Raw genomic sequence first — 13577 nt, 5'->3', positions numbered from 1 at the left:
TGACCTCCGCGTCCTGCAACCAATCGCCCTCGCCTTCCGCGGTCCAGCCGAGAGGCTGTGTTGCGCCCGCCGCGGCACGGTCAAAACCGCCGAGGGGCAGGAGCGGCAGACTCTCGGAGATGGTATCTTGGGCGGGATCTTCCGCGGCTTGGGAAACCGGCGGGGCCGGTTCCTGCGCCGCCACGACAGCCGGCGCCAAGACCACCAATGAAAAGAGGGTCACCACCTTCCGCATCATGTCCATGCTCTCCCTGTACGCTCTTGCAGACCGGACTCTTCTCCTTGCCCGATGACGTAAAAGAATCAGGCTCTTTGCCGCCGCAACTGTGGAAGAAAACAAGCATATACAGCCGCTTGGCCGTGATACAAGGAACGCATCAGCGGGGGACGAGGGCGACAGCCGGGCCGGGCGCGTCAGAACTGATCTTTGTACCGGTCAAATTCCTTGGGCGGTTCCTCGGGCGTTTCCCAGAAGGAATCCTGGTTTGCGCGCCACGCGCGTTTGAGCGGGTCTTCGCCGAAGAGGCGGATCAGAATGCGGCCGGGCGTGATCATGACGAGGAAAACGAACGACAGTAGCAGCCGGGTCATGACCCAATTGACGCCGAGCGCAAACTGGAACCAGAGGTAGAGCACGGGCCGCAGCACGATCGGGGCTGCGAGGCCGAGGACCAGGAACGCGGCGGCCACGGCGAAGAAGTAGTAGGGCGGCCCAATGGCTTCGCCGCGCCAGGCGTGCAATCCCCAGCGGATCAGGCCGAGGACCGTGATGGCCACAGCCATGACGATGCCGAATTTGCGCTGCTCGCTCTTACTTGAGGTATCGATTTGCATTCGCAATCAGTCCAACTCGTACTTCTGGCGCCAGTCCTCTTCTTCTTTCCACGGCTTCTGTTGCGCCTTGTCGAGCAGGAACGACCCCAAGCTGAGGTAATCCATGCGCGTGCGCATGAAGCACGTATACGCGTGTTCGGGCGTGCAGACGATGGGCTCGCCGCGCACGTTGAACGAGGTATTGATAATGACCGGGCACCCGGTCCTGTCGTAAAACGCCCGGATCATGTCGTAGTAAAGCGGGTTATCCTCCCGCGCGACGGTCTGCACGCGGGCGGAGTTGTCCACGTGCGTGATCGCGGGAACGTCCGACCGCACGACCTTGAGCTTGTCGAAACCCTTGGCCTGTTTTTCTTCTTCGGTCAATTGACGGAGGCGTTCGGGCCGCACGGAGGTTGTCAGCAGCATGTAGGGGCTTTCCGCGCCGCGCAGGTCGAAGTACTGGTCCGCGAAATCGCGCAATACCGTCGGCGCGAAAGGCCGGAACGATTCGCGGAACTTGATCTTGAGGTTGAGAACGGACTGCATCTCGCGCGAGCGCGCGTCGCCGAGAATGCTGCGGCTGCCAAGCGCGCGCGGCCCGAATTCCATGCGCCCCTGGAACCAGCCGACGACCTTGCCGTCCGCGATAAGTTGCGCCACGCGGCCGGGGATTTCCTCGCGCGCCAAACGCGCATAGGGGATGCCCTCGCGGTCGAGATAGGCCTGAATCTCTTCGTCGGAGAACTCGGGGCCGAGGTAGGAGGCCTTCTGCCGCCGCGGATGCGGGCTGCGCGGCCGGTCGAGCAACTGATGCCACGCGAAGAGAGCGGCGCCGAGCGCATTGCCTGCATCGCCCGCGGCGGGCTGGACCCAGATATCGTCGAAGGGGCCTTCGCGCAGGATGCGCCCATTCGCGACGCAGTTGAGCCCCACGCCGCCTGCGATGCCCAGATGGCGCATGCCGGTGAGCCGGTGGGCGAACCGGGCCATGTTCAGGAGAATTTCTTCGGTCACGACCTGGATCGACTTCGCGATATCCATCTCGCGCTGGGTGATCCTCGATTCGGGCTTACGCGGGGGACCGCCGAACAGCTTGGCGAAGCGTTTGTTCGTCATGCGGCGCCCGGCGCAGTAGTCGAAATACTTCATGTTCAGCCGGAACGAACCGTCTTCCTTGATGTTGACGAGTTCGCGCTTGATCAGCTCCTCGTAGGCCGGCTCGCCGTAGGGGGCCAGCCCCATGAGCTTGTACTCGCCGCTGTTCACCTTGAATCCGGTGAAATAGGTGAACGCGGAGTACAGCAGGCCCAGGGAATGGGGGAAATTGATCTCTTTCAGGATTTGGACCTTGTTACCGCGCCCGGCGCCGACGGTAGTCGTCTCCCATTCGCCGACGCCGTCCACGGTGATGAAGGCCGCCTCCTCGTAGGGGCTGGGGAAGAACGCGGCGGACGCATGCGACAGGTGGTGCGTCGAGAACAGAATCTGGCCCTTGTAGTCCAGTTCGCGGCGAATGGTGTTCCGCATCAGAAACCGCTCTTTGAGCCAGGTGGGCATCTGGTCGAAGAAAGAGAGCAGGCCTTTGGGCGCCGTGCCCAGATAAGTCATCAGCAGCCGCTCGAACTTGACCAGCGGCTTGTCGTAGAAGACGACGTAATCCAAGTCGTTCTGCGTGATTCCGGCGGCTTTCAGGCAGTATTCGACGGCCTCCTTGGGGAATTGCAGGTCGTGCTTTACGCGGGAAAAGCGCTCCTGCTGCGCCGCTGCGGCGATATCGCCGTCCTGGAGCAGAGCAGCCGCGCTGTCGTGATAGTATGCGGATATACCGAGAATGTTCAATGACCGCAGCCTCATCCGTTGGGAGAATCATACGGGAACAAGGATACCGAATCAACGAAGACCGGAGTCCGGAATTGGCGGGGACACGTCGGGCGTGGTACGATATCAAAGGGAACGGGGGGTAACCAGAGGAGCGAAGGATAGACGTTGCCGGTCAGTCGCGTTCAGCTCGCCAGGATGATTGAGCACACCCAGTTGCGCGCTTATGCGTCGCAAGTGGATATCGCAGAGTTGTGCGACGAGGCCATGCAGCAGGGGTTTCACGCCGTGGCGGTGAATCCGGCCTGGGCGCCGTTTTGCGTAAAGAAGCTGGCGGGGTCAGGCGTGGGCATCTGCGTGACGGTCGGGTTTCCGCTGGGCAGTAACACGGCCCAGATAAAGGTCGAGGAAGCGCGCGACGCCGCGCGCAACGGCGCGACCGAACTGGACATGGTGATCAACATTGGCGCGCTCAAGAGCGGCTATCCGGGGTATGTCGAGCGGGAGATCGCGGCGTTGGTGAAAGCGGTGCGGGGCCTTCCGGTGAAAGTAATCCTGGAAACGAGCTATCTGTCGCGGGACGAGAAAGTCGCTGTGTGCGAGATGAGCATGCGCGCGGGCGCGGCGTTTGTGAAGACCGCGACGGGCTATGGTCACGGCGGGGCGACCCCGGAAGACGTCGCGCTGATGAAGAAAGTGGTGGGCGACCAGTTGGGCATCAAGGCGGCGGGCGGCATCCGCACCTATGGCGATGCGGTGGCGCTGATCGAAGCGGGCGCGACGCGCATCGGCACCAGTGCCGGTGTCGAGATACTGGAAGGCGCCCCAGAGTAGGCGGGGCGGCGCCAGAATCCCTGCCGTTCCGAACCTTTGTCACGGCGCCGCGCTCATGTCAAAACTCAACACGCCGCCATCGGCGATTTCGTCGTGGTTGAACCAGGTGCGGTGCAGCGGCGTGTCGTTGAGGTCTACCTGGCAGGCATACGGATTCCCCGGGGCGAAGTGGGATGTGACTATGCTCAGCACGGGACCGCCGAGGTTGATCTCCGCGCCCGGGAAGAGCGGCGCGCCCAGTTCGTAGCGCGTCGTGCCCGCGATTGGATAGAAGCCCAGCGCGCTGAACACATACCAGGAGGAAAGCGTGCCGCCGTCGTCGTTGCCGTCGAGACCCGCGTAGCCGTCGCCGTATTTGTGTTCGAGAATCCAGCGGACCCACTTCTGGGTAAGGTCGGGGCGGCCCGCCGCATTGAACAGGTACGCGGCGTGAATGTATGGCTCGTTGCCGTGCCAGTAATTGCCGCCGGGATTCCACGGGCCGGGCCTTGGCTTGCAGCCCTCCAGATATACCTCCAGTTCGCTCAGGAACCGGTCCCGGATGGGAAACAGGGACACCAGGCCCGCGGCGTCGAAGGGGACGCCCCAGCGCCACTGCATCGCGCTGCCCTCGACGTAAGCCCGCGTGTACTTCCGGTCGAAGTCGAGGTAACTGAGCAGGAGCGGCTTGAATTCGGCGGCGAACCGGCCTTGGCTGTCGCGGGGCATGAAGAACAGCGTCGCGGGATTCCAGAGATTACGGTACGATTGCGCGTGCCGTGCGAAGACCTCGGCGTCGGCCGTGTGGCCCAGTTCTTTCGCGAGCAGCGACAACGCGTGGTCGGCCCAGGCATATTCGAGCGTCGCGGACACCGATTCGTCCATGCGGTCCGATGGACAATAGCCCAGTTCGAGGTAATCGCGTAGGCCGTCGCGCTGGTCGCCGCGCGAGCCCTCGGGCCGTCCCTCGAGCGCGGTGCGGCGCATGACCGCATAGGCCGATTCGATATCGAAATCGCGGATCCCCTTCAGATACGCCTCGGACACGGCCATGTCGGCGGGCGTGCCGAACATGCAGCCGGTGTAACCGCAGCCGGACGGCCAGCGCGGGAATGTGCCGCCGCGCTGGGCCATGTCGAGCAGCGAGCGCATCATGTCGCGCTGTTCGGCGCGGGCAATCAGGTTGTAGAGCGGCTGGACGGTGCGGAACGTGTCCCAGAGCGAGAAATCGGTGTAATATTGAAAGCCCTGTGCCTGGTGCACGGCCCGGTCAAAGCCCCGGTATTCGCCGTTGACGTCGGTGAAGATCGTCGGCATCTGAAATGCGCGGTACAGCGCCGTGTAGAAGATGCGCCTCTGCTTTTCCGTGCCGCCGTGGACGCGGATGCGCCCGAGCCGTTCTTCCCAGGCGTCGCGCGCGGCCGCGGCAATGTCCTCGAAGCCGCGCTCCGCGGCCTCCGTGTCCAGGTTCAAACGCGCATTGACGACGCTGACATACGAGATCGCGAGTCTGAGTTGCACGCTCCAGGGCCGCGTCTCCGCTGCAAACGCGATATCCAGACCCAAATCATCCCCTTGCGCTTCCGCCACGCCCGCCGAAGCGATTTCGCCCCGCAACACGCTCCAGCCGGCGAACGGCCGGTCGAACCGCGCGGCGAAGTAGACGTCCAGGCCGCCGTAGCGGCCCGAGAACGAGCCGAAGAGCCGTGCCGAGCCTTCGATTTCCCGCGCCTCGGGCAGGACGCGCACGCGGCCGTTCTCGCAGCGGCGGTCGCCCAGCGAACTCGTCACGTCGAGCAGGAGATGCGGAGCGTCTTCGCCGGGAAACGTGTAGCGGTGCACGCCTGCGCGCGGCGTGGCCGTCAGTTCCACGAGTACGCCGTCTTGCGGCAGCCGCACGGCGTAGAAGCCCGGTCCCGCCGACTCATCTCGATGCGAGAACCGCGCATAACGCCCCTTGCGCGGGATTACGGTCGCCCCGCCCCGCCCCGCCGCCGGGAAAACCCGAAAGACGCCCCCTTCGAGCGCGTCGGCGCCGACCAGGCGCGTATGGCTGAACCCGATAATCTTGTTGTCGCCATAGTAGTAGCCCGAGCGATTGGTGCCCGTGCTGCTGATGAGTATCGAAGCCGTGTCGGGACCCAGACGGACCATGCCGAAGGGCGTAGTAGCGGCGGGCGTATTATGCGCGCACATGTAAGGGACGCCACCCGTGCCGATGAATGGGTCCACGGCCGAGCCGAGCGGCCCGGGTTGCACAGGCGCGGCAAGCGCGCCCGGCGTCTTGCGCACGATGCTGTAGTAGTAGCCCCAAAGGCCCAGGAACCCGAGCACCGGGATGGCGAGCAGCGTCAAGGTGGAGATACAGCCCCATTTCACTATACGGCGCAATTTGATCGGGATTTCCATGGGCTCTTCGCCTCCCGTCCCTGGCATAGGCTGAGATTGTAGAGACCCAAGCGGCAGACCGCAATGCGGGCCGGGCAACTGAGGCCGGCGTTATTCCCGAGCTGCCCCGCCGGAATCCGAAAACGGCCCTGTCCTGCGTTATGATAGAATAACCTCACCGGAGCGGTTTGAGCCGTGCGGGAACGGACAAGGGAGCGGCGCGGCGGGAATGGAGCCGGGGAATGAGGAGGCCGCGCAGGGCGTCTTCATGTCCGAAGGAAAAGGTGAATTCTCCGCGTGCACTGGCTTGTCATCGTTGAAATGCTGCTGATTTGGAGCAGCGGCATTGGCCTGTGCCTGGCTTGGTACGCCTGGCGGCAGCGTTCCACGCCGGGCCACAACTATTTCTCGCTCGTCATGGTGGCCGTGGCTTTCTATGCTGTCGCGGTGGCCTGCGAATTGGCAAGTTCCGGGATACCCGCGAAGGTTTTGTGGTCAAAGATTCAATACCTCGCTACCAGCAACCTGGCGGCGTTGTGGATGCTGTTCGCGCTCAGTTACGGCCAATACGGCGGCTATATCGGCCGCCGCCTCATTGTCGCGCTCTGGCTGATTCCGGCAGTCGCCCTGTGCCTCGTCTGGACGAATGAATGGCACGGCCTGGCGTGGCCGGCGATCTATCCCCTGAACGCCCAGGGAAACGGGCTGGTTGTCTACCAGCACGGCCCCGCGGTGTGGTGTCTGGTCATTTACTCTTACGTGCTGATGGTGGCGGCCGCGGCGCTGTTGTTGTTCAGAGCATATGCGTCGGCGCGGTTGTTCCGGGGACAGATGACGGTGTTGCTGGTAGCCCTCGCCGCGCCGCTGGGCGGGAACGTATTGTACTTCTCGGGCGTATATAGGGGCTTTGACTTGGCGCCGCTGCTGTTCACGGTATCCGGCGCGCTGATCCTTTGGGCCATTTTCCGGTGGCGGTTGCTCAAGGCGATGCCCATCGCCTATGACGCGATCCTGACGGCGATGCAGGAAGGCGTCGTATTTATCGACGCAGAGAACCGCGTAGTCGACGTGAACCCCGCCGCAAGCACCCTGCTGCGGCTGCCTGCCGGAGCCATTGCCATGACGGCGGAACAGGCGCTCGGCGCGTGGCCGCAGACGACCGTTTTGTCCGAAGGCTTGCGGGAAATGGAGTTGGCGGCGCCTGACCTTTCCCGCGGGTCGACGTGGCTGGAAACGCGCGTCACGCCAGTGTACAGCGGACAGAACCACTTTGCAGGGAAATTGCTGCTGGTTCGCGACATATCGGAGCGCAAGAACGCGGAAGAGGCGCGGCGCAGGCTGGATGCACAGGCGATGCAGGCGCAGAAGATCGAGAGTCTGGGCGTGCTCGCCGGCGGCATCGCCCATGAATTCAACAACCTGCTGATGGTCATCCAGGGGAATGCCGAATTGGCCATTGCCCGCCTTGGGCCGGAGGCGCAGGTCCGTACCTACCTTGATGCGGTCAATGAAGCCGTCGAACGGGCCGCTGAGTTGGCCAAGCACATGCTGGCCTACGCGGGCAGGGTTCAGCTGCAGCCGGCGCTCGTGGATGTCTCGGATGTGGTGCGCCACACGGCGCCCATGATACGGGTCATTGTCCCCGGCCATGTCGCGCTCAGTTACGAACTGAGCGAACGGCTTCCCCCTGCGCGCATTGATGTCGTCCAGATGCGTCAAGCGGTCATGAACCTCGCGCGCAACGCTGTCGAGGCCATCGGCGAGACGCCGGGCGCCATTACCATCAAGACGGGCGTGGTCACGTGCGGCCGGGACTATTTTCTCGACCCCGGAACTCAGGACCCGCTCGCCGAAGGGGATTACCTGTTCATCGATGTCGTGGATACGGGACCGGGATTGGACGCCTCCGCCCTGCGGAAGGTTTTTGATCCCTTCTTCAGCACGAAATTCCTCGGACGCGGCCTGGGCCTTCCGGCCACGTTGGGCGTGGTCCACGGCCACAAAGGCACCATCCGCGTTGACAGCGCCCCGGGCAAAGGCGCCACGTTTCGCCTCTTGTTGCCCGCGGAAACGCCGCTATAGGGTCCAGCCTTCGCGGTAGTCGCGAGTGAGAAAGCGGTCCGCGTCCGGCGTACCGGGGAAGACCATGTTGGCGGCGTCCCACGTGACAGGGCCCGAAGCGCGCATGGCGATAACCCCGAGCAGCACCAATTCCGTGAGGGGACCGGCATAGTCGAAGTGGGACACGGTCGGTTCGCCCGTCTTGCAGGCTTCGACCCAGTCGAGTTGGTGCCCTTTGCTGCGTTCGCGGTCGAGCTTCGGCCGCTCGTGCTGGTCCGCAAGGGCCTTGGGCAATAGCCTGAGGCCCATGCCGTACGTGCCGGCGCTGATCATGCCCTTTTCCCCGATAAACAGGCTGCCGCCTTCGTTGTCGCCGATGCGCTCCTCGGGGGGCACATCTTCCGGGCGCGGCGGCAGGTTCCCGCCGTCGTGCCAGGTTAGCGTCACGGGGGGCTTGTCGCCCCGGGCGGGGAATTCAAAGCGGATCACGGACGAGTTGGGCCCTGTCTCCGCGTTTACGCCGGAGGTCTCCGCGGAAATGCGGACCGGCGCTCCGAGTTCGAGCGCGTAGAATGCCGGGTCGAGGACATGACAGCCCATGTCGCCCAGCGCGCCCTCGCCGAAGTCCCACCAGCCGCGCCAATTGCGCGGGCAATACGCCGGATGATAAGGCCGGGCCGGCGCGGGACCGAGCCAGAGGTTCCAATCGAGGGTTGCGGGCACGGCCGGCGTGTCGGACGGGCGCTCGATGCCCTGTGGCCAACTCGGGCGGTTGGTCCAACACCGGACTTCTGTCACGGCGCCGATCACGCCTTGGTCGAGCCATTCTTTGAGCTGATACACGCCGCGCATCGAGTGGCCCTGATTGCCCATCTGGGTGACGACCTTGTAGCGGCGTGCTGCCGCGACAAGCGCCCGGGTTTCGCGGATGTCGTGCGCCATGGGCTTCTCTACGTAGACGTGTTTGCCCAGTTGCATCGCGGCCATCGCGACCACGGCGTGCACGTGATCCGGCGTCGCGACGACAACCGCGTCGATATCGTTCCCTTCCTTTTCCAGGAGGACGCGGAAGTCCTTGTATTTCCGCGCGTCCGGCCAGCGTTGGTAGGCATTCGCCGCGCGCACGTCGTCCACGTCGGCAATCGCCACCAGGTTAGCGCCTTGGGAAACCTGGCCAAGGTCATACATTGCCTGGCCGCCCGCGCCGATACCGGCGACGTTAAGCGTCTCGCTGGGCGGCGTCTGCCCGGCCCCGAGCACATGCCGCGGCACAATGGTGAACAACCCCGCCGTGCCGGCCGCGCGCCGCAGGAACGCGCGCCGCGTAACGCTTCCTGGTATTTTCATGATAAGACCCCGCTCGTCTTTTTCAGTCTTGTCTCATTCTATGGACTTGAGGGATGCAGGCAAGGTTTCCCGTGTCGCCGGGGCCAGCGGCGCGGTATGCGGCCTCTGCGCGACGCGGGACGATGGTCTGAGGGGACATGCGCGAGCGCAATAACACGCCGGAGCCCCGCAGTAATTTCTTGACAAAACGCGCCGGTTATGTTGAAATAGTGAATGAACTGGCCGGTAGCGAAGTCAGAATACGTGTTGTTGAGGGGCTGAGAACACGTCTTTTAGTACGTGGCCGGAAGGGGGGCGGGAGAGGCATTCGCATGCTGTGGATTGCAGAAGCCTTTTCTCTCCCGCCGCATGAGAAGTTCATAAAAGGCGACTTCGTTGTCCGATCCGCTGAGGGAGACCGAGTCATGGTGTGGAAGATTCCGAATCTCTGGCCGGAACTGCTCGCGCAAGGGGCGCCCGTTACACCGCGCGCGATTCTGCAGCGGCAAGCGCAAGTGTTGTCCGAGCGCTCGGAGAATATGGTACAGGGCGAAATAACAACCCGGGTGCTGGGCTCTGATTTGCTGCACACGATGCACGTCGTGGCGCCGGAGATGGAGGGGCTGCGCTTTTTCGTCGTGCGCGTCCGCCACAACCTGCAACATCCGTATCCGCTGCTCGTGTTCGCGACCGAATCCGACAACAGCGGGAAGGAATGCGCGGATGAAACGGCTTTCATCGAGGTATTGCGGGAGTTGCTGCACATGCCGCGCGTCATGAATGTGGTGTCTTCGCTGCTGGCGCAACTGACCGTAGTTGCCGCCTCGTAGCGCGAAGCCCGGCTACGGGCGCGCGGTGAAGATAGTGATGTGCCGCCAGCGCCCGCTGCGGAAGCGCGTGAATAGAAGCCCGCTCAGGACGACCGTGTAGATGGTGGCCCCGATCCAGGCGCCGTACGCGCCGCCCTGCAGCAGAAACGCGATGGCCCCGGCCAAGGGCAGGAAGAATACATAGGCCGCCAGGAAGGTCATCCACATCACCCAGCGGGTGTCGCCCGCTCCGCGCAAGGCCCCCATGCAGACGATGTTGGTCGCGTCAAACGCCTGGAAGATGGCCGCGAGAACAAGCAGACGATGGCCGAGGCTGGCCACGTCGGGGTCGCCGCTGAACACAAGCCGGATCAACACGCCGCCGGAAACGGCGAAAACCACCCCCATGAAAACCATATAGCCGATGCAAATGCGCAGTGCGGTATACGTGCGCGCGATGGCCGCCGGAATGTCGCCCAGGCCAATCCAGCGGCCGACGATGGGCGTGATCGCCTGGTTGACCGCGACGGCGGGCATGAACGACACGCTCATGAAACTGACCGCGATGTTGTTCGCCGCGAGCGGCACGTCGCCGAAGCGGCCGACGATGAAACTGACGAAGACGCCCCACGTGGCCACGTCCATGAGGAAGGTGAGGCCGGACGGAAGCCCGATGCGCAATAGTTCGCGGGCGCGCTGCGCATGAAAGGCGCTGCCGTGCCGGGTGTTGTAGGCGGCGTCCAGCGCGGGCCGCAGGAAGAGCGCGATCAGCAGTGCCGCATGCAACCACTGGGAAAGGACCGTGGCGAGCGCGGCCCCGTTCACGCCGAGCCTGGGAAACCCGCCGTGCCCGTAGATCAGAAAATAGTTCATTACGACGTTGCAGCCGTTGGCGATAATCGCGATGTACATGGTCACTTTGGGCCGGCCGATGGCGGTGAAGAATGCGACCAGTGCGCTTGACCATGTCATGGGCACGTAGCCGGCGAGCCGGACCCGGAAGTAGCCTTTTTCGAGCGCCGTGACCTCGGGCGAGTGCGCCATGAGACCGAACAGCCAGCCGGCCACCGGCCAGAGCGCCAGCGTGAGCACACCGGCGCCAAGACCGATATACAAGCCTTGCCAGGCGTAGCTGCCTGCGTCGCCCGCGCTCCCGCGGCCGATGCTCTGCGCAACGAACGTGCTGACGCAGCCGACAACACCAAGAAACACGGTGCTCAGAAGAAACGACCACACGCCCGCGCTGCCGACGGCCGCGATTGCGCCCGTGCCGAGTTGCGCGACCATGATGCGGTCCGTGAATTCCATGAACGTGTAAGACAGCGAGCCGAGAATGATGGGCCAGGACATGCCCATGACCTCGCGCACGCCATCCCAGCGGTCAGAAACGTTCTCTTGTGTGGTTGACGTCATGAACCTTTCTCGCGGAGCACCCTGCTGGAGCTTATCACAACCGCGCTGGCCGGTTGCATGAGTGGCCCGGGGCTTCGCGCCCCATTCTCTTTCAAACGTCTATGCATACCGGCTTCTTGTCCGCGCCACGCCTTTGTTTTCGGAAGGTCTCGGGAAGTAAGATGACACGCTGCTTTTCAGGGAGGCAGCGGTTCGGGCGCGACTCATCCCGAAGGGAGAGATATCAGCCATGAAGTACAGGCTGGGATTCGTAATGGCGGGTGTTGTGCTGCTGCTGCTGGCCCTTTTCGGGCTGCTCGCCTTGTGGCTGCCGGTTGCCGCCTTGGCAGGTATCGGCGTGTTTCTGGGCGTTCTTGTCCTGATATACGTGTCTACGCGGCGCGTGCGCGGCCAATGGTTCCGTTCCAACGGCGTGCGTATTCACTTCACGGACGAAGGGTCCGGCGAACCGCTAATCCTGATTCACGGGCTGGGCGTGAACGGGGACATAAACTGGCGCTGGCCGGGCGTGACGCGCCACCTGCGGAAGACCTGCCGGGTCATCACCATCGACCTGCGCGGCCATGGCCTGAGCGACCACCCGCACAATGCCTCAAGCTATGGGACGGAGCTGGTCGAAGACGTGGTGCGGCTCATGGATCACCTCGCCATCGCGAAGACGCACGTCGTCGGGTATTCGCTGGGCGGCTTCATCACGCTGAAGTTGCTCACGATGTATCCGGACCGGTTGCGGACCGCGGTCGTAGGGGGCGCGGGCTGGTATGAACTGACCACGCCGAAGATGTCGATTCTCACCGCGCTGGCCGATTCGCTGGAACATAACGGCACTTTCGACCCACTCGTGCGCGCGCTGGAGCCGGCCAAGGACCCGAGCGCGGCAAAGGTGTGGCTTATCGATGCGGCCATGGCTTGGCTGAACGACATGCAAGCCATGCAGGCACTGGTCACATCGATGCCCGACCTGCACGTAACCGAGGAAGCACTGCGCGCCAACCGAGTCCCCGCGCTGGTGATCGTAGGCGGCAGCGACCCGCTCAAGGACGCGGTCGAAAACCTCGACGGGGTGATGACATCCGCGCGGGTCGTGTATTTGCCGGAGAAGGACCACGCTACCGCGATGCTTTGCGGTCGATTCAAGAACGAGATCCAAATGCAGCTTCATGCGACCTGACGGCCGCTGCGCGAGCGCGGCGGCCCTGGTGAGGACGGGGAGGCTCCGCCATGAGGAAGGCGGCATTCATTGTCTTGGCCGTGGCGCTTGTCGCGCTTCTCGGCGCGGGGGGCGTCTTTTATTACCTCTTCCTGGCGCGCTCAAGCGGGCAGTACTTCGAGTCGAACGGCGTTCGCATCTTCTACACGGAACAGGGCCGGGGCGAGCCCGTAATCCTGATTCACGGGTTCGCGGTGCAGGGCGATTTCAACTGGCGCAGGCCCGGCATTACAGAGCGCTTGTCACGGAAGTTCCGCGTGATCGTGCCGGACCTGCGCGGCCACGGGCGCAGCGGCAAGCCGCATGAACCGGAACAATACGGGCGCGAGATGGTTGAGGACGTGGTGCGCCTGATGGACCATCTCGGCATCGAAAAGGCGCACGTCGCCGGCTACTCGTTGGGCGGGTTCCTGACCGTAAAGTTCGCGGCGATGCACGCGGACCGTCTGATCACGGCGTGTCCCCTGGGCGCGGGCTGGGAACGCCCCGAGAACAACGCGTTCCTGTCGCGCGCGCCGGAACTGGCGCGGATGCTCGAAGAAGGGCGGGGAATCAAGCCGCCCAGCGGTGATTTCGGCAAAGACCGGGACAAACCCGGGTTCATTCATACCTGGACCATCAGACTGCTTACCCGGTTCTTGAACGACGGCAAGGCGCTTGCTGCTGTGCTGCGGAGCAGTCCGGACCTGATAGTGACGGAGGAGGAAGTGCGCGGCATCCGCGTGCCGATGCTGAGCATCGTCGGCTCCCGCGACCCGCTGAAGGCCGGCGTGGAAAACCTGCGCGACGCCATACCAGGTATCGAGGTGGTCGTGATCGACGGGGCAACGCACATGAACGCGATGATGCGCGAGGAATTCGCGGATACGCTGGAACGGTTTCTCTTGCAGCACCAAACCGATGGGGCGTAAGAGGGCGCCGGC

The 13577-nt window shown here is 63.7% G+C and carries 11 protein-coding genes; 5 read left to right on the top strand and 6 right to left on the bottom strand.

Translation table 11 applies throughout. The annotated features are described in order from the left end of the window. From KA184_16455 to KA184_16445, 3 genes are all read right to left on the bottom strand, one after another. Positions 1-238, bottom strand: a 238-nt coding sequence (locus KA184_16455; protein MBP8131171.1) for a hypothetical protein, incomplete at its 3' end; no start/stop codon positions are given. 176 nt (positions 239-414) lie between these two features. After that, positions 415-840 carry a hypothetical protein gene (locus KA184_16450; protein ID MBP8131170.1) on the bottom strand — a complete coding sequence of 142 codons (426 nt, stop codon included), beginning with the start codon at positions 838-840 and terminating at the stop codon, positions 415-417. Beyond that, entirely contained in the window at positions 841-2655 is a 1815-nt protein-coding gene (locus tag KA184_16445) for a carbamoyltransferase (GenBank protein ID MBP8131169.1), read from the bottom strand. A gap of 147 nt (positions 2656-2802) precedes the next feature. Between KA184_16445 and deoC the strand changes: the two genes are divergently transcribed. Next, on the top strand, positions 2803-3468 hold the full coding sequence (gene deoC, locus KA184_16440; GenBank protein ID MBP8131168.1) for a deoxyribose-phosphate aldolase: 666 nt from the start codon (positions 2803-2805) through the stop codon (positions 3466-3468). 39 nt (positions 3469-3507) lie between these two features. Here deoC and KA184_16435 read toward each other — a convergent pair whose 3' ends face one another. After that, entirely contained in the window at positions 3508-5856 is a 2349-nt protein-coding gene (locus tag KA184_16435) for a GH92 family glycosyl hydrolase (protein MBP8131167.1), read from the bottom strand. Between the two features lie 276 nt (positions 5857-6132). On the opposite strand from KA184_16435, the gene KA184_16430 reads away from it, so the two are divergent. After that, complete coding sequence (locus KA184_16430; protein MBP8131166.1) at positions 6133-7917, top strand: PAS domain-containing protein; 1785 nt, start codon at positions 6133-6135, stop codon at positions 7915-7917. Here the strand turns inward: KA184_16430 and KA184_16425 are convergent. Beyond that, positions 7912-9243: a Gfo/Idh/MocA family oxidoreductase gene (locus tag KA184_16425; GenBank protein MBP8131165.1), complete on the bottom strand. Its 1332-nt coding sequence runs from the start codon at positions 9241-9243 to the stop codon at positions 7912-7914. The genes KA184_16430 and KA184_16425 overlap by 6 nt on opposite strands. 404 nt (positions 9244-9647) lie before the next feature. Between KA184_16425 and KA184_16420 the strand changes: the two genes are divergently transcribed. Then, positions 9648-10052 carry a hypothetical protein gene (locus KA184_16420; GenBank protein ID MBP8131164.1) on the top strand — a complete coding sequence of 135 codons (405 nt, stop codon included), beginning with the start codon at positions 9648-9650 and terminating at the stop codon, positions 10050-10052. Between the two features lie 12 nt (positions 10053-10064). Here KA184_16420 and KA184_16415 read toward each other — a convergent pair whose 3' ends face one another. After that, positions 10065-11444: an MATE family efflux transporter gene (locus KA184_16415; protein ID MBP8131163.1), complete on the bottom strand. Its 1380-nt coding sequence runs from the start codon at positions 11442-11444 to the stop codon at positions 10065-10067. Positions 11445-11673: 229 nt separating this feature from the next. Between KA184_16415 and KA184_16410 the strand changes: the two genes are divergently transcribed. Together KA184_16410 and KA184_16405 are read left to right on the top strand one after the other, a co-directional pair. Beyond that, the gene (locus KA184_16410; protein ID MBP8131162.1) at positions 11674-12615 is read left to right on the top strand and encodes an alpha/beta hydrolase; all 942 of its coding nucleotides are present in this window, start codon (positions 11674-11676) and stop codon (positions 12613-12615) included. Positions 12616-12665: 50 nt separating this feature from the next. Next, on the top strand, positions 12666-13565 hold the full coding sequence (locus tag KA184_16405; protein MBP8131161.1) for an alpha/beta hydrolase: 900 nt from the start codon (positions 12666-12668) through the stop codon (positions 13563-13565). The last annotated feature ends 12 nt before the right edge of the window (positions 13566-13577 follow it).

This window comes from Candidatus Hydrogenedentota bacterium (genome assembly GCA_018005585.1).
Lineage (GTDB): Bacteria > Hydrogenedentota > Hydrogenedentia > Hydrogenedentales > JAGMZX01 > JAGMZX01.
This window is presented reverse-complemented; position numbering and strand designations above follow the sequence as displayed.